This is a genomic window from Microlunatus flavus (genome assembly GCF_900110855.1).
In the GTDB taxonomy this organism is placed as follows: Bacteria; Actinomycetota; Actinomycetes; order Propionibacteriales; family Propionibacteriaceae; genus Microlunatus; species Microlunatus flavus.
This window is the reverse complement of record NZ_FOFA01000005.1, coordinates 138,490-153,549: the sequence shown is the minus strand read 5'-3', so window position 1 is coordinate 153,549 and position 15,060 is coordinate 138,490. Positions and strand designations below refer to the sequence as shown.

Sequence of the window (15,060 nt, the reverse complement as noted above, 5' to 3'; positions counted from 1 at the left end):
CTGAGCTCACCGGGCCAGCCGAGCCGCCCGCGCCGCGGCGGCCGCGGTGACCAGCGCGACCGTCTGGTCGACCACCGCCCGCCGGTCGGCCTCGAACGCCGCGTCGGTGAGCAGCGCCGGGTCGGCGGGGTACTCCAGGGCCGAGATGTGCAGGTGCCCGCCTGGGACGTCGTCGGCGCCGAGGGCGATCCGCAGCCGGTTCGAGCGGTACATGCTCTCGTTGCTCAGGTAGTCCCCGCCGGTCGCGGCCGCCGGTGTGCTGCCCGGGCTGGGGTCGGGGGCGGAGGTCAGCGAGGACGGGTCCGGGTAGGTGCCGGCCGGCCACTCCTGGATCCCGCGCTTGAGCACGACCGGCCACGGGCCGGTGCCGGCGGCCACCATCGCCGCGTGGGGGAGCGTGGTCTCGATCCACTCGGGGTTCGGCTCGGGCTGGGGCCAGCGCGCCGCCCGGGCGACCGGTCCGAAGTGCTGGTCGCGCTGGTTGTCCGGCGTGCCCCCGCGGGTGCACCCCGCCCACCGCTCGACGTCCATCCGGCCGCGCGCCGTCATCGAGATGGTCATGATCAGGTCGGCCCGGTCCGCGCCGGGGAGCAGCACCGGTCCGAACGCGTCCTCGACGACGCCCTGGTCGAACTCGCCGTAGACGACCGGCAGCACCACGGCCCGCACCACCGCGTCCCCGGCCGGCGTCGCGAGCCGGGCCCCGTCCAGCTGCAGCGCGGCCGCGCCGGAGGGGTTCGAGTGCCGGACGCTGTCGTCCAGCCCGAAGACGTCGAAGCCGCTGACCATCACCCGCAGGTCGCCCGGCCGCGCGTCGGGCCACCAGGCGTTCCCTGAGCCCGTCGAGGGGTCGATGCCCCGCGAGGTCCGGTCGAGGATCCGCAGCAGCGCGTAGCGCTGGTGCTGCCCGGTCAGCAGCGGCGACCCCGAGGTCCGCAGCAGCGCGCTGAGCGAGAGGCGCGCCCAGTAGAGCGGGCGGTCGTCGTGCGCGTCCAGGTCGCCCGTCCGGCTGCGGCCCTGCGCACGGTCCACGGCGGCGGTCCAGAGCCGGGCGCCGGCGGACCGGACGGCGGCGGTCAGCTCGGCGAGCGAGCCCGCCGCCTCGAGGTCCCCGCCGAGCTCGGCCACGAGGGCGTCGAAGCCCGACCGCTGCAGGAGCTGGTCGGCCGCCGGGACCGCGCCCGGGACGAGGGTGTCGAAGCGCCGCTGCTCCTCGACGGTGAGCGGGGCCGGGCGCGCCGGCGCCGGGTGGGGGTGGTGTCCGTCGTCGCCTGGCTCATCGCGTGCCGCCCTGTCTCGTCGGAGTGTCGCGGATCGGAGTCTTGCGGAATCGTTGAACGATCCCTAGGTTACCGAACGACGCCATCCACCCGGCGTCCCCTCTCGTCCCTCGTACGAAAGGCGGCAGGCGTGCTCGTCCTGCTCGGAATCCTCGTCGTGGTCGTCGGCTTCGCGCTGCGGCTCAACCCGATGCTCGTGGTCACGGTGGCCGGTCTGGTCACCGGCTTCCTCGGCGGCATGAACCTGCTGGAGGTCCTCGACGCCTTCGGCACCGGCTTCGCCGGCAGCCGATCGGTGAGCATCTTCCTGCTCGTGCTCCCGGTCATCGGCCTGGTCGAGCACTTCGGCCTGCAGCAGCAGGCCCGCCGGCTCGTCTCCCGGCTGGCCCGGCTCAGCGCGGGCGGCATCCTCGCCGGCTACCTGCTCGTGCGCCAGGTGACGGCCGCCATCGGCCTGATGAGCATCGGCGGCCACGCGCAGACGGTGCGCCCGCTGGTCGCCCCGATGACCGAGGCGGCGGCCCAGCGCAAGTACGGCGCGCTGCCCGACCACGTGGTCCAGCGGCTGCGGGCCTTCGCGGCCAGCACGGACAACGTCGGCGCCTTCTTCGGCGAGGACATCTTCGTGGCGGTCGGCGCGGTCCTGCTGATCACGTCGTTCGTCGACACCACGTACGGCTACACGCTCGCGCCGCTCCAGGTGGCCCTGTGGGCCATCCCGACCGCCGTCGTCGCGCTGCTGATCCACGGCACGCGGAGCCTGCTGGTCGACCGGTCGCTCAATCGCGAGATGAGCCGCATCGGCACCGTCGCGGAGGTGGCCCGGTGATCCAGGTCGAGTGGTTCTACTGGCTGATGGGGCTGTTCTTCGTCGGCGTCGGCGTGCTCGTCGCCCGCGACGCCAGCAACCCCAAGCGCGGCACCAGCGGGCTCTTCTGGATCCTGCTCGGGCTCTGCTTCCCGTACAGCTCCTTCGTCGTGGCCAAGACCGCGCCCCCGTGGATCCTCGGCGTCGCCATCGTCGTCATCGCGGTGCTGGCCGGCACCGGCCAGCTCGCCAAGAGCGGCAGCGCCACGGCGTCGACCGACGACGGGGACGTCGAGGGCGCCGACCTCGACCGCGACGCCTCCGGGCGCGGGCCCGTCGGGCCCTCACCGGCGCGGGGCAGGACGGGCGGGGCGAGCGTCGCCACCGCTCCGGTGCTCGCGCAGCGCGAGGCCAGCGCCGAGCGCTACGGCAACAAGCTCTTCATCCCGGTGCTGGCCATCCCCGTCATCACCGCGCTCTGCGCGATCGCGGGCCCGTACGTGGTCATCGGCGGCACGCCGCTGCTGCAGAAGGGCAGCGAGACCGTCATCGGCCTCTCGGCCGCGGGCATCATCGCGATCGTCATCGCCATGGTCCTGTTCAAGCTGCGGACGCCGGCGCTCGCGCTGACCCAGGGCCGCCGGCTCACCGAGGACCTCGGGTGGGCGCTCGTGCTCCCGCAGCTGCTCTCGGTGCTCGGCCTCGTCTTCGCGACGGCGGGGGTCGGCAACGCGATCGGCAGCACGGTGTCGGCCGTCCTGCCGAAGGGTTCGCTGCTGCCCGCGGTGATCCTCTACTGCGTGGGCATGGCCGTGTTCACCGTGATCATGGGCAACGCCTTCGCCGCGTTCCCGGTGCTCACCGCGGCCATCGGCTACCCGGTCCTGGTCGCCGCCATGGGCGGCAACCCGCCGGCGGTCTTCGCGATCGGCATGCTGTCGGGCTACTGCGGGACGCTCTGCACGCCGATGGCCGCGAACTTCAACATCGTCCCGGTGGCGCTGCTGGAGCTCAAGAGCAACTACGCGGTGATCCGCCAGCAGCTGCCCACCGCGGTCCCGCTGCTCGTCGCGAACATCGTGATCATGTACGTGGTCGCCTTCTGAGCGGCGTCGACCTGGCGGCCCTCGCCCGGACCGCGGTCGGCAACGCGACGCGCGAGCACCCGTACGCGCTGGTCGCGGTGGTCAACGGGCCCGAGGACGTCCAGCAGCCGCGCGAGCGGCACCCCGCGTTCCACGGCTGCTACGACTGGCACTCGGCGGTGCACACGCACTGGCTGCTGGTCCGGCTGCTGCACGAGCACGCCGGCCCCGCGAGCACCGTGGACGGTGAGGCCGTCGCCGCCGTGCTCGACGACCACCTCACGCCCGCGAACCTCGCCGCGGAGGCCGCGGTCCTGCGCCGCGAGCCGTCGTTCGAGCGGCCGTACGGCTGGGCGTGGCTGGCGATGCTGGGCGCCGCGTGCACCGCCGCCGCGGCGGACGGCGTGCCCGGGGCGCAGGCCTGGGCCGACGCGGTGCGGCCGGCGGCCGACGTCGTCGCCGACCTCGTGCTCGCGTGGCTGCCGCAGGCCGGGCGCCCGGTGCGCGACGGCACGCACGCGAGCACGGCGTTCGCGCTGGCGCTGCTGCTCGACGCCGCCAGGCCGCTGGGGCGCGACGACCTGGCCGCGGCGGTGCGCGCGTACGTCGAGGAGTGGTTCGTGCCCGACGCCGACGCGCCGCTGCGCTGGGAACCGTCGGGCCACGACTTCCTCTCGCCCGGGCTGGCGGAGGCCGACCTGGTGCGCCGGGTGCTGCCCGCCGGAGGGTTCGGCGCGTGGCTGTCCGCGTTCTGGCCGGGCCTCGACGCGGCGCAGCCGCAGACCCTGCTGGAGCCCGTCGCCGTGCCCGACCGCACCGACGGCCAGGTCGGTCACCTCGACGGGCTGAACCTGTCCCGCGCGGCCGCGCTCGCGCACCTGGCCGACGCACTGCCGGCTGACGACGCGCGGCGTCCGGTGCTCACGCGCTCGGCGGGGCGGCACCGGGAGGCGGGGTTCGCCGCGCTGGCCGAGACGGGCTTCATGAGCACGCACTGGTTGGGCAGCTTCGCGCTGCTGGCGCTCGACGCGGGCCGATGACAGGGCCGGCGCTGACGGACCGGTCCGTCCGGGGTGGGGGAGGGGACGGCAGGATGGGTCTCGTGACCGCATCCGACACCAGTCTCGCTGGCGTGACCAGGGGCGGGCGACGCTGCTCGCGGCCCTGGTCGCGCTCTGCGTCCTTGTCTACCACTTCTGCGCCACGACGCAACACCACCGCGCCGACTGGTCTGGTGGTGGTCCCATGACGGACGCCGCACCCGAGCGCGAGGTCCTCACCTGGGACCTCTACGGGCAGGGGTCCCGCGAGCTCGCGCAGGCCGTCGCCGACAGCGGCTACGTGCCCGACGTCGTGCTGGGCATCGCCCGCGGCGGGCTCATCCCCGCCGGCAGCCTGGCCTACGCGCTGGACTGCAAGAACCTCTTCACGATCAGCGTCGAGTTCTACACCGGCGTCGACAGCCGCCTGGACGTGCCGGTCATGCTGCCGCCGTTCCTCGACGCGCACGACCTCGACGAGTCCTCCGTGCTCGTCGTCGACGACGTGGCCGACACCGGCCGCACGCTGGAGCTGGTCGCGCAGTTCTGCGCCGGGCACGCGCGCGAGATGCGGACGGCGGTGCTGTACGAGAAGCCGCACTCGGTGATCTCCTGCGACTACGCCTGGCGCCGCACGGACCGCTGGATCAACTTCCCGTGGTCCACCGAACCGCCGGTCACCGGCCGGAGCGGTGTCCTCGACGCCTGAGGCCCGCTCGCTCGTCCTCCGCGAGGACGGCGAGCCGGTCGCGGAGGCGGAGCTGGGCGGAGACCTCCCGGTCCTGCACGTCGAGCGCCTCTGGGTGGGGCCGGGGCGGCTCGACGTCCTTGGAACGCTCGCGGGGTGGGTCCGCGACCACGCCGCGGGCTCCGGGGCGACCGTGCTGGAGCTCGAGGTGCCGGTCGACGACCCGGTGCGGACCGCCCTCGCCGACGGCACCCGGCTGCTCGGGGAGCGCATGACCAAGCCGCTGACCGCTGAGCCGCAGATCCGGCCGGGGTTCGCGTGGCGCGTGATGACGCCGGAGGAGCTCGGACCCTGGCAGGAACGGTCGGTGGCGGTATACGCGCAGGACGGCCTCGACGGCTTCGGCGGGGACCTGGAGCTCGCCCTCGCCGACGCGCGGGAGGACTTCGCCCGCCTGCTGCCCGACGGGCTGGGCACCGCGGACACGTCGCTGGGGGTCCTCGAGGCCGACGGCGTGCCGGTCGGGCACCTCTGGGTCCGCCACCACCGAGCACCCGGGATGTCCTACGTCTACGACGTGGAGGTCGACGAGGTTCACCGCGGCCGGGGGCACGGGCGCTCGGCCATGCTCGTAGCGGAACGGCTCGCCCGCGAGGCCGGCGACGAGGTCCTCGGTCTGCACGTCTTCGGCTGGAACGTGGTCGCGCGGTCGCTGTACCGCAGCCTCGGCTACACGCTGGTCAGCTCCACGCACGACCTGCTCGCGCCGGCCTGACCGCCACCCTGCTCAGACGACGAGCGAGGACTGGATCGAGTAGTGCGCGGCCTGGTAGACGTGCCGGCCGAGCTCCACGAACTGCCCGACGTCGTCGTACGCCGTGCGCTCGACCGTGAGGCACGCCGACGGCACCTCGGAGTCGAGCAGCTCGGCCTCCTCCTCGGTCATCAGCCGGGCCGAGATGCGCTGGTGGGCGATCTTGAGGTTGACGCCGAGGGCGCGCAGGTGGCCGTAGAGGCTCATCCCGTCCTCGACGTCGGCGCGGGTGATGTCGAAGCGGGCCGGGAGGTAGTTCGTGAGGATGGCCAGGGGCACCTCGTCGGCGAGCCGCAGCCGGCGGATGGTGACGAAGTCGCCCTCGGTCACCTCGTCGGCCTCCAGCGCGTCGCGGACGTCGTCGTCGAGCGGCCCGACGCTGAACTGCAGCAGCCGGCTGCTCGGCACCCGGCCCGCCTTGGCGAGGTCCTCGTTGAGGCTCGAGAGCCGCTCGTCGCGGCGGAACTGCGAGCGGACGACCTGGGTGCCGACGCCGCGCTTGCGGACCAGCATCCCCTTCTTGACGAGCTCCTGGATCGCCTGCCGCGCGGTGGGCCGTGACAGGCCCAGCCGGGTGGTCAGGGACAGCTCGTTCTCGAGGCGGTCACCAGGGGCGAGCTCGCCGGAGGTGATCGCGTGCTCGATGGACTGCGCGAGCTGGTGGTAGAGCGGCACCGAGGAGCTGCGGTCGAGCGTGATGTCGAGCTCGCGCGCGATGGCGCCCTGCGTCATGGCGCCACCCTAGGCCCGCCAGGAGTGCTTGTCAGCACAAAGAGGCCTGCGCTCGCGGGCGCGTCGCCGACGCCTGGCACGGTTCCCGTCAGGCGGGGACGTCGACCCAACGCCGCTCCCGGGCCGAGACGGCCATGGCGTCCACGAGCCGGGCGGCGCGCAGCGCGTCGGTGATCGTCGCCCCCTGCGGCGTGCCGCTCGCGATCGAGCGCAGCAGCCGGTGCGCCTCGACGACCTTGAGGTCGTCGTAGCTCATGGCGATCCCGGAGCCGGGCTGGAAGGCGGACAGCTCGCCGTCGCCGGGGCTCACGAGGTGGGTCGCGAACGCGGCGTCGGTCACCTCCTGGTCCAGGCACACCTTCAGCTCGCCCATCCGGCGGAAGTCCCACGCCAGCGCGCCGCGGTCGCCGTGCACCTCGATGCCGTACGTGCACTGCTCGCCGACGGCGACCCGGCTCGACTCGAGCGTGCCGCGCGCGCCTCCCGCGAAGCTCAGCAGGGCGCCGGCGTAGTCCTCGTTCTCGACCGGGGCGAGGGCACCCGTGCCGCGGGCCGTGTGGGCGAAGGCGGCGCCGGTCAGGGCCGGGCGCTCGGTGATGAAGGTCGCGGTGTCGCAGACCAGCGACTCCACCTCGCCGACCACGTAGCGGCCCAGGTCGATGCCGTGGCTGACCAGGTCGCCGAGCACGCCCGAGCCCGACCACCGGTTCTGGTAGCGCCAGGTCAGCGCGCCCTCGGGGTGCGCGGCGTAGTCGGCGAGCATGGTGATGCGGACCTGCTCGACCCGGCCGAGGCGGCCCTCGGCGACGAGGCTGCGGGCCAGCTCGACGGCGGGCGCGTTGCGGTAGTTGAAGCCGACGGCGCTCTGCACGCCGGCGGCCGCGACCGCCTCGGCGATCTCGGCGGTCTCCTCCGCGTCCCGTCCGGCGGGCTTCTCCAGCCACAGGTGCTTGCCGGCGCGCGCCGCCGCCACGGCGACGTCGCGGTGGATGAAGTTCGGGCCGGTGATGCTGACGACGTCGATGTCGTCGCGCTCGACGAGCTCGTGCCAGTCCGCGTGGACGTCGGCGAACCCGTACGCGGACACCGCCCGGGCGAGGCGCTCGTCGGCCGCGTTGTCGGCGACGGCGACCAGCACGGGCCGCAGCGGCGCGTCGAGGTAGTGCTGGCCGACGCGCGTGTACGCGCGGGCGTGCACCTGGCCCATCCAGCCGAGCCCGACCACCCCGACGCGGAGCGGGGCGGGCCCGGCGGGGAGCGTGTTCGTGGACGTCATCGTCGTGATGCCTCTCGAGCGTCGGCGCAAGGCGCCATTTGTCAGGACATGGACGCTAGCAGCCTCACGGGGAGAAGAGCAGCACCAGCCCGGCGCTGGTGTAGCCGACCATCAGCACGAGCATCGGCCACTGCCCGCGCAACGCCTTCTCCGGCGGCAGCAGGCTGACCGCCTTCTCGTGCGCGGCCACGGCGCCGAGGACGTGCCCGGCGACGATCGCGATCAGCTGGACCAGCGCCACGGCGGTCGGGTGGTCGGCGATGGAGGAGTCCACGCGCCAGCCGCCGGTGCCGAGCAGGTCCCAGCCCCGCCCGAGCGGGTCGGAGAGGTTCACGGCGACGCGCTGGCCCTCGATGACGAGCAGCGTGAAGTAGTGGGCGACGGCGTACCCGACGACGATCGGCACCAGCGAGCCGGCCATGGCCCGCGCGTACGTGCGCGGGCCGGCGGTGCCGTAGCGGGCCATCCAGGCCGCGGCCAGGCTGAAGGTGACGAGCACGATCGCGATCATCACGAGCAGGCCGGCGGTCGCCCAGAGCACGGCGGGCACCGCGGAGGACTGCACCGTCCGCAGCCACCACGAGGTGTTCGTGAAGCTGTCGAAGGCGGTGCTGCCGAGGAGCACGGACACGACACCGACCGTCCCGACGCCGGGACGCCAGGCGGTCAGCCCGGCGAGCGGGTTGACGAGGCGGAGGGTGTCCCCGCTGCGGTGCCAGGGCGAGAGGCGGGCGACGGTCGTGGAGTAGACCTCGAAGGGGTCGGACGCCGCGAACCACCGCTCGCCGAACACGATCGCCCCCAGCACCACGACGACGAGCCAGGCCAGGGCCCAGACCCGCAGCACGGGCAGCGTCGTGCGGTCGGGCTGCACGAGCTCGAGCCAGGTGAAGGCGGCCAGGTGGATCGCCCCCGGCCACTGCCCGAAACCGCGCGGGATCTCGAGCAGGCCCTCGCGGGGATCGGTCCGGGCGACGGCGCACAGCAGGCGGTGCAGCGTGCGGAGCGGGCTGACGACGCGCCAGAAGGGGCCGAGCAGCAGCGACAGCGGGACGAGCCCGACCCACATCCAGACGAAGACGAAGCCGAAGACCGGGTTGGTCAGCAGGTCGCGCCCGGCGAACAGGGCCGCCGCGACCACGAGGAACAGCGCCAGCACCACGACGCGGGCGACCGTCCGGGTGCCGCGTCCGTCGACGAAGCGGGTCAGCCGGGGCAGCCCGACGCCGCCGACCGTGGCGTAGCGAGGACGCTTCCAGGCCAGCCCGAGCACGACGAAGGAGACGACGAGGGCCACGCCGGCGCCGACGACGACGAACGGGAAGGGCAGCGGCAGGTCGTGGCGCGACGCGATGCCGTGCAGCGGGGCGAGCAGGGGTGCGAGGGCGTACGGGGGCAACGCGGGTGCCTAGCTGACGTTCAGGACGACGATGACCTTCTCCAGGTGGTGCGACTCGATCTCGAAGCTGCCCGGCGAGGTCGGCGTGAAGCTCCCCGTCGTGGGCGTGCCCGCCGGCACCTCGAGCTCGTAGCCGTCGCCGCCCGTGTGCGCGTGGATCTCGTCGGCCTGGTCGCTCGTCACCTGCAGGACGACCTTCTCGCCGACCTTGGCCGTCATCTTCTCGCCGTTCGGCGTGACCTGGCCGCCGGCGATGGTGATGGGGATCGTGAGCACCTGGGCGCCGCCGTCCGCGGACGCGACCAGGCTGCTCGAGGGGCTGGGGGCGCTGGACGCCCCTGGTCCGCCGCAGCCGGCCGCCAGGACCAGCACCGCTGCCAGGGCCCATCCGTGCGCTCGTCGCACCGTTCGTCTCCGCTCTGCTCGTGGCTCGGGGCCTCCAGCATGCGTGACCGACCTGTCAGCTCGGCCCGAACCGTTCCACGCGGACGTCGGCGGCGGGCACCTCGAGGCCCAGCAGCAGCGCGCTCGCGGACTCGGCGAACCCGGCCGACCCGCACACGAACGCCGTCCAGCCGTCCCCGCGGCCCTCGACCAGCGGCGCGACCTCCTCGGGGCGCAGCCGCCCGGCGGCCCGCCCGTCGCGCCCGGCCTCGCGGCTGAGCGCCAGGACGGCGCCGGCGTCGCGCAGCTCGTCGCCGTACGGGAGGTCGTCCCAGGTCCGCGCAGCCGCCACCAGCCGGAGCCGGTCCGTCGCCCCGGTGTGCCGAGCGTGGCGCAGCATCGCGACGAGCGGGACGACGCCGGTCCCGCCGCCGATGCCGAGGCCCGGGGTGTCTCCGCGCCACACGAACCAGCCGCCGATCGGGCCGCGCACGTCCAGCGCGTCGCCGACGCCGACCTCGTCGGCGAGGTAGGTCGAGACCTCCCCGTCGTCGAGGCGCTCGACGTAGAGCTCGATCAAGGGGTCGTCGGGGGAGGAGGAGAGCGAGTACGAGCGCTGCGCGGTGTAGCCGTCGGGCGCGGTCAGCCGGACGACGTAGTGCTGCCCGGGAAGGTGGTCGACCCGGTCGGGCACCTCGAGGCGCAGCATCACCCCGCGCGGGTGCGGGTGGGTGACCTTCCGCACCGTCGCGGTGCGCCAGCCGCCGGCCGGTGCCGACGCCGCGCTGCCGGGCGTCGTGGAGAGCTCAGTCACCCTGGTAGCGCTGCTCGCGCCAGGGGTCGCCGAGGTCGTGGTAGCCGTTGACCTCCCAGAAGCCCTGCTGGTCGTGCTCGAGCAGCGTGAGCCGGGTGACCCACTTGGCCGACTTCCAGAAGTACAGGTGCGGCACCAGCAGGCGCACCGGGCCGCCGTGCTCGCGGGTCAGCGGCTTGCCGTCGGCCGTCCAGGCGATCCACGCCTGACCGCCGCGCAGGTGCTCCAGCGGCAGGTTGGTCGTGTAGCCGGTGGTCGACGTCGCGAGCACGTACGCGGCCTCGTCCTGCACGCCGACGGCGTCGAGCAGCACGTCCACGCTCACGCCCGACCACGTCATCCCGAACTTCGACCACGTCGTGACGCAGTGGATCGGGCCCTCGTAGTCGGACTGCGGCAGCGCGTGCATCTCGTCCCACGACCACGTGGTCGGGGTGTCGACGAGGCCGTCGACGCTCATCGTCCAGCGCTGGGGGTCGAGGTGCGGGGTCACCTCGGCGGTCAGGACGGGCCACTCGCGGCCCGCGTCGTACTGCCCGGGCGGGAGGTCGCTGCGCGGGGGGCGGCGCCGTCCGCCGAACCCGTGGGAGACGGTCATGGCCAGAGGTTACGGGGCGGGGCGGGGCGCTCGCTACGGTGTGGCCATGCCAGAGCTCGTCGCCGCGCTCGACCAGGGGACCACCAGCACGCGTTGCATGCTCTTCGACCACGAGGGGCGCGAGGTGGCGCGCCACCAGCTGGAGCACGAGCAGATCCTGCCGCGCTCGGGCTGGGTCGAGCACGACCCCGACGAGATCTGGGAGCGGACCCGCACGGTGGCCAAGAAGGCGCTGCGCCGGGCGAAGGCCGACCTGTCCGACGTCGCCGCCGTCGGCATCACCAACCAGCGCGAGACCACCGTCGTGTGGGACCGGCGGACCGGGCGGCCCTGCTACAACGCCATCGTCTGGCAGGACACCCGGACCGACTCGATCGCCGCGGCGCTGGAGCGCGACGGGCACGCCGACCTGATCCGGGAGCGTTCCGGGCTCCCGCCGGCCACCTACTTCGCGGGCGGCAAGCTCAAGTGGATCCTCGAGAACGTCGACGGCGTGCGTGAGGGGGCCGAGGCGGGCGACCTGCTCTTCGGCACCATCGACACCTGGCTGCTGTGGAACATGACCGGCGGGGTCGACGGCGGCGTCCATCTCACCGACGTCACCAACGCATCGCGCACGATGCTCATGAACCTCGAGACCCTCGCCTGGGACCCCGAGCTGCTCGACGTCTTCGGCGTCCCGGAGCGGATGCTGCCCGAGATCCGCCCGTCGTCGGACCCGCACCTGTTCGGCCACACGCAGGCCAAGGGCGGTCTCTGGAAGGCCGAGATCCCGATCGCCGGGGTCCTCGGCGACCAGCACGCGGCCATGGTCGGGCAGGTGTGCCTGTCCGCCGGCGAGGCCAAGAACACCTACGGCACGGGCAACTTCCTGCTCATGAACACGGGCGAGGAGCTCGTCCGCTCCGAGAACGGCCTGCTGTCGACCGTCTGCTACCAGCTCGGCGACGCCAAGCCCGTGTACGCCCTCGAGGGCTCGATCGCCGTCACCGGCTCGGCGGTCCAGTGGCTGCGCGACCAGCTCAAGATCATCGGCGACGCTGCGGAGAGCGAGGCGCTTGCCCGCTCGGTCGACGACAACGGCGGCGTGTACTTCGTGCCGGCCTTCTCGGGGCTGTTCGCGCCCTACTGGCGCTCGGACGCGCGCGGCGCGATCGTCGGGCTGTCGCGCTACAACACCAACGCCCACGTCGCGCGGGCCGCGCTGGAGGCGATCTGCTACCAGAGCCGCGACGTGGTCGACGCCATGGAGGCCGACTCGGGGGTCCACCTCGACGTCCTCAAGGTCGACGGCGGCGTGACGGCCAACGACCTGTGCATGCAGATCCAGTCCGACGTCCTCGGCGTCGAGGTGAGCCGGCCCCAGGTGGCCGAGACCACGGCGCTCGGGGCGGCGTACGCGGCCGGGCTGGCGGTGGGCTTCTGGTCCGACCCCGACGAGCTGCGCGAGAACTGGCACGAGGACGCTCGCTGGAGCCCCCAGCAGGACGAGGCCGCGCGCGAGCAGGGCTACGCCGGCTGGAAGAAGGCCGTCGAGCGCACGTACGGCTGGGTCGACGTCGAGTAGGACCCCCGTGGGCGGGGAGGGGACAATCGGTCCCATGGCTTCTGCGAGCACCTCCCTGAGCACCCCCCTGAGCCCCGCCGCCCGCGCCGACGCGCTGCGCCGGATGGGCACCGAGGAGCTCGACGTCCTCGTTGTCGGCGGGGGCGTCGTCGGGGCCGGGGCCGCGCTCGACGCCGTGACCCGCGGGCTCAAGGTCGGGCTCGTCGAGGCCCGCGACTGGGCCGCTGGCACGTCGAGCCGGTCGAGCAAGCTCTTCCACGGCGGCCTGCGCTACCTCGAGCAGCTGAACTTCGCGCTCGTCTTCGAGGCGCTCAAGGAGCGCAAGCTCGCCCTCGAGACGCTCTGCCCGCACCTGGCCCACCCGGTCGAGTTCCTCTACCCGCTGCAGAAGACCGGGATCGACCGTGCGTACGCCGGCCTGGGCATCGGCGTCTACGACGTGATGGGTGCCGGCCGGGGTGTTCCGTCGCACCTGCGCCACCACGGCAGGCGCAAGACCTACGAGGACTTCCCGTCCGCGAAGCCCGGCGCGCTGACCGGGTCGATCACCTTCTACGAGGGCCAGGTCGACGACGCCCGGCACACGATGATGATCGCCCGCACGGCCGCGCACTTCGGCGCGCTGGTGGCGAGCAGCGCCCGCGTCAGCGGCTTCACGCGCACCGCCGGCCGCATCACCGGGGCGACGGTCACCGACCTCGAGACCGGCGGCGCCGTGGAGGTCCGCGCCAAGCACGTGATCAACGCGACCGGCGTCTGGGTCGACGAGATCCAGGAGATGATCGGCGGGCGCGGGCAGTTCCGCGTGCGCGCCTCGAAGGGCATCCACCTGGTCGTGCCGCGCGAGCGGATCAGCTCACGCACCGGGATCATCACGCGGACCGAGAAGAGCCTGCTCTTCGTCATCCCGTGGGGGAACTTCTGGTTCATCGGGACCACCGACACCGACTGGGCCCTCGACCTCGCGCACCCGGCCGCCAGCGCGGCCGACATCGACTACGTGCTCGAGCACGTCAACGCGCTGCTCCTCGACCCGCTGACCCGCGACGACGTCATCGGCGTCTACGCCGGCCTGCGGCCGCTGCTGGCGGGCGAGGACGAGTCGACGTCCAAGCTGTCGCGCGAGCACGCCGTGTCCTCCCCGGCGCCGGGCCTGACCGCGGTCGCCGGCGGCAAGTACACGACCTACCGGATCATGGCCATGGACGCCGTGGACGCGGCCGTGAAGGATCTCGACGCCGGCACCGGTCCGTCGATCACCGAGGACGTCCCGCTGGTGGGCGCCGACGGTTACCACGCGCTCTGGAACTCGCGCCGGCTCCTGGCCGAGCGGACCGGGCTGGAGCAGAGCTGGGTCGAGCACCTGCTGAACCGCTACGGCTCGCTGCTGCCCGAGCTCCTCGACCTCGTCGAGGCCGACCCGACGCTCGCCGAGCCGCTGGCCGACGCGCGGGAGTACCTGCGGGTCGAGGCCGTGTACGCCGCCTCCCACGAGGGGGCCCTGCACCTCGACGACGTCCTCGCCCGCCGCACCCGCGTGTCCATCGAGACGTGGGACCGCGGGACGAAGGTCGCCGAGGAGGTGGCCCGGCTGGTCGCTCCGGTGCTCGGCTGGGACGACGCCGACGTCGCGCGCGAGGTCGAGCACTACGTCGCCCGCGTCGCCGCCGAGCGCGAGTCGCAGACCCAGCCCGACGACCTGACCGCCGACGCCGCCCGCGTCGGCGCGCCGGACGTCCGGGTGGGCGCGCCCTCCTGAGACCCGCCGAGAGGTAGTTTGCCGCGCCTTTCGAGCGTCTTTTCGCGCGGCAACCTACCGCTCGCCGGGCAAGGGGGAGGGCGCTAGAGGTGGTCGCGGCCCGTGTGGCCGGGGGCGTTGCGCAGGCGCTCGGCCTGCTCGGCCGCGGCGTCGACGTTCGCCTGGCGCCGGGCCTCCTCCTCCTCGGTGATGCCGTTGTTCTGCTCGGGGTGGCGCAGCTCGGAGAGGCTGTCGCCCGGCTTCACGCCGGCCTTCATGTCCGCGGGCCCGTCGGTCTGCGACTCCGGGCTCGTCTGCCGGCTGGTGGGCTCGTGGCTGGTCTCGCTCGGGTCGGTGCTCGTCTGGTGGCTGCTCTCGCTCATGCTCCCTTCCTACCCGCGGGCGCGCAGGCTCAGCAGCCCGGCCTGCGTGGGCCCGAAGCCGCACCGCGCGTAGAAGGCCGCGAGGTGCGGCTCGAAGTCGACGTGCAGCCACGCGCAGCCCGCCTCGGCCGCGCCGGCGGCCGCGCGTCGCACCAGCTCGGCGCCGACGCCCTGCCCCTGCCGCTCGGGCGCGACGCAGGTGTCGAGGAGGAACGCGTGGACCCCGCCGTCCCAGGCGACGTTGACGAACCCGACCAGCGCCGCCCTCGGCCCGTCCCCGACCGCGTACGCCTCGACCCAGGTGAGGCTGTGGTGGTGGAGGCGACGGTTCCAGGGCAGCACCGGGCCGGGCTCGCCGAAGGCCGCGTCGTGCAGGGCGGAGAGGGCGACGTCGTCCACCGGACCGCGTACCCGGTAGCAGATCGACGCCCCCACGTCCCGAGCCACGAGCGCC

General features: G+C 73.7%; 16 protein-coding genes. 7 read left to right on the top strand and 9 right to left on the bottom strand.

What is annotated here, in order from left to right; translation table 11 throughout:
• Positions 1-6 precede the first annotated feature (6 nt).
• Complete coding sequence (locus BMY04_RS13180) at positions 7-1,128, bottom strand: hypothetical protein (protein WP_091181180.1); 1,122 nt, start codon at positions 1,126-1,128, stop codon at positions 7-9.
• Between the two features lie 282 nt (positions 1,129-1,410).
• On the opposite strand from BMY04_RS13180, the gene BMY04_RS13175 reads away from it, so the two are divergent.
• The 5 genes from BMY04_RS13175 (at position 1,411) to BMY04_RS13155 (ending at position 5,676) form a co-directional block, all read left to right on the top strand.
• Positions 1,411-2,109 carry a DUF969 domain-containing protein gene (locus BMY04_RS13175; RefSeq protein ID WP_091181176.1) on the top strand — a complete coding sequence of 233 codons (699 nt, stop codon included), beginning with the start codon at positions 1,411-1,413 and terminating at the stop codon, positions 2,107-2,109.
• Positions 2,106-3,194 carry a DUF979 domain-containing protein gene (locus BMY04_RS13170; protein WP_091181172.1) on the top strand — a complete coding sequence of 363 codons (1,089 nt, stop codon included), beginning with the start codon at positions 2,106-2,108 and terminating at the stop codon, positions 3,192-3,194. The genes BMY04_RS13175 and BMY04_RS13170 overlap by 4 nt, the downstream gene beginning before the upstream one ends.
• Positions 3,191-4,213 carry a DUF2891 family protein gene (locus BMY04_RS13165; RefSeq protein ID WP_091181720.1) on the top strand — a complete coding sequence of 341 codons (1,023 nt, stop codon included), beginning with the start codon at positions 3,191-3,193 and terminating at the stop codon, positions 4,211-4,213. The genes BMY04_RS13170 and BMY04_RS13165 overlap by 4 nt, the downstream gene beginning before the upstream one ends.
• A 205-nt stretch (positions 4,214-4,418) precedes the next feature.
• Entirely contained in the window at positions 4,419-4,922 is a 504-nt protein-coding gene (locus tag BMY04_RS13160) for a phosphoribosyltransferase (RefSeq protein WP_091181171.1), read from the top strand.
• The gene (locus BMY04_RS13155) at positions 4,906-5,676 is read left to right on the top strand and encodes a GNAT family N-acetyltransferase (protein WP_091181167.1); all 771 of its coding nucleotides are present in this window, start codon (positions 4,906-4,908) and stop codon (positions 5,674-5,676) included. Before BMY04_RS13160 ends, BMY04_RS13155 begins: the two co-directional genes overlap by 17 nt.
• Positions 5,677-5,688: 12 nt before the next feature.
• Here BMY04_RS13155 and BMY04_RS13150 read toward each other — a convergent pair whose 3' ends face one another.
• The 6 genes from BMY04_RS13150 to BMY04_RS13125 form a co-directional block, all read right to left on the bottom strand.
• Positions 5,689-6,447 carry a GntR family transcriptional regulator gene (locus BMY04_RS13150; protein ID WP_091181163.1) on the bottom strand — a complete coding sequence of 253 codons (759 nt, stop codon included), beginning with the start codon at positions 6,445-6,447 and terminating at the stop codon, positions 5,689-5,691.
• An 88-nt stretch (positions 6,448-6,535) separates the two neighbouring features.
• Positions 6,536-7,723 carry a Gfo/Idh/MocA family protein gene (locus BMY04_RS13145; RefSeq protein WP_091181161.1) on the bottom strand — a complete coding sequence of 396 codons (1,188 nt, stop codon included), beginning with the start codon at positions 7,721-7,723 and terminating at the stop codon, positions 6,536-6,538.
• Positions 7,724-7,787: 64 nt separating this feature from the next.
• On the bottom strand, positions 7,788-9,122 hold the full coding sequence (locus tag BMY04_RS13140) for a hypothetical protein (RefSeq protein WP_091181159.1): 1,335 nt from the start codon (positions 9,120-9,122) through the stop codon (positions 7,788-7,790).
• A 9-nt stretch (positions 9,123-9,131) separates the two neighbouring features.
• A complete protein-coding gene (locus tag BMY04_RS13135) occupies positions 9,132-9,527 on the bottom strand; it encodes a hypothetical protein (RefSeq protein WP_139209846.1) in 396 nt (131 codons plus the stop codon).
• A 55-nt stretch (positions 9,528-9,582) separates the two neighbouring features.
• Positions 9,583-10,320: an FAD-binding oxidoreductase gene (locus BMY04_RS13130; protein WP_232506379.1), complete on the bottom strand. Its 738-nt coding sequence runs from the start codon at positions 10,318-10,320 to the stop codon at positions 9,583-9,585.
• Positions 10,313-10,918: a sulfite oxidase-like oxidoreductase gene (locus tag BMY04_RS13125; protein WP_091181153.1), complete on the bottom strand. Its 606-nt coding sequence runs from the start codon at positions 10,916-10,918 to the stop codon at positions 10,313-10,315. The genes BMY04_RS13130 and BMY04_RS13125 overlap by 8 nt, the downstream gene beginning before the upstream one ends.
• A gap of 46 nt (positions 10,919-10,964) precedes the next feature.
• Between BMY04_RS13125 and glpK the strand changes: the two genes are divergently transcribed.
• The gene (gene glpK / locus BMY04_RS13120) at positions 10,965-12,485 is read left to right on the top strand and encodes a glycerol kinase GlpK (protein ID WP_091181715.1); all 1,521 of its coding nucleotides are present in this window, start codon (positions 10,965-10,967) and stop codon (positions 12,483-12,485) included.
• 34 nt (positions 12,486-12,519) lie between these two features.
• Positions 12,520-14,244: a glycerol-3-phosphate dehydrogenase/oxidase gene (locus BMY04_RS13115; protein ID WP_091181149.1), complete on the top strand. Its 1,725-nt coding sequence runs from the start codon at positions 12,520-12,522 to the stop codon at positions 14,242-14,244.
• Positions 14,245-14,327: 83 nt separating this feature from the next.
• Here BMY04_RS13115 and BMY04_RS13110 read toward each other — a convergent pair whose 3' ends face one another.
• Positions 14,328-14,606, bottom strand: coding sequence for a hypothetical protein (locus BMY04_RS13110; RefSeq protein WP_091181145.1), 279 nt, complete (start codon positions 14,604-14,606; stop codon positions 14,328-14,330).
• Between the two features lie 9 nt (positions 14,607-14,615).
• Positions 14,616-15,053 carry a GNAT family N-acetyltransferase gene (locus BMY04_RS13105; protein ID WP_232506377.1) on the bottom strand — a complete coding sequence of 146 codons (438 nt, stop codon included), beginning with the start codon at positions 15,051-15,053 and terminating at the stop codon, positions 14,616-14,618.
• Positions 15,054-15,060 lie beyond the last annotated feature (7 nt).

Excerpts from the sequence above, each read along its gene's own strand:
- BMY04_RS13145 (WP_091181161.1), bottom strand. The coding sequence starts at position 7,723 with ATGACGTCCACGAACACGCTCCCCGCCGGGCCCGCCCCGCTCCGCGTC.
- BMY04_RS13125 (WP_091181153.1), bottom strand. The coding sequence starts at position 10,918 with ATGACCGTCTCCCACGGGTTCGGCGGACGGCGCCGCCCCCCGCGCAGC.
- BMY04_RS13150 (WP_091181163.1), bottom strand. The coding sequence starts at position 6,447 with ATGACGCAGGGCGCCATCGCGCGCGAGCTCGACATCACGCTCGACCGC.
- BMY04_RS13110 (WP_091181145.1), bottom strand. The coding sequence starts at position 14,606 with ATGAGCGAGAGCAGCCACCAGACGAGCACCGACCCGAGCGAGACCAGC.
- BMY04_RS13160 (WP_091181171.1), top strand. The coding sequence starts at position 4,419 with ATGACGGACGCCGCACCCGAGCGCGAGGTCCTCACCTGGGACCTCTAC.
- BMY04_RS13115 (WP_091181149.1), top strand. The coding sequence starts at position 12,520 with ATGGCTTCTGCGAGCACCTCCCTGAGCACCCCCCTGAGCCCCGCCGCC.
- glpK (WP_091181715.1), top strand. The coding sequence starts at position 10,965 with ATGCCAGAGCTCGTCGCCGCGCTCGACCAGGGGACCACCAGCACGCGT.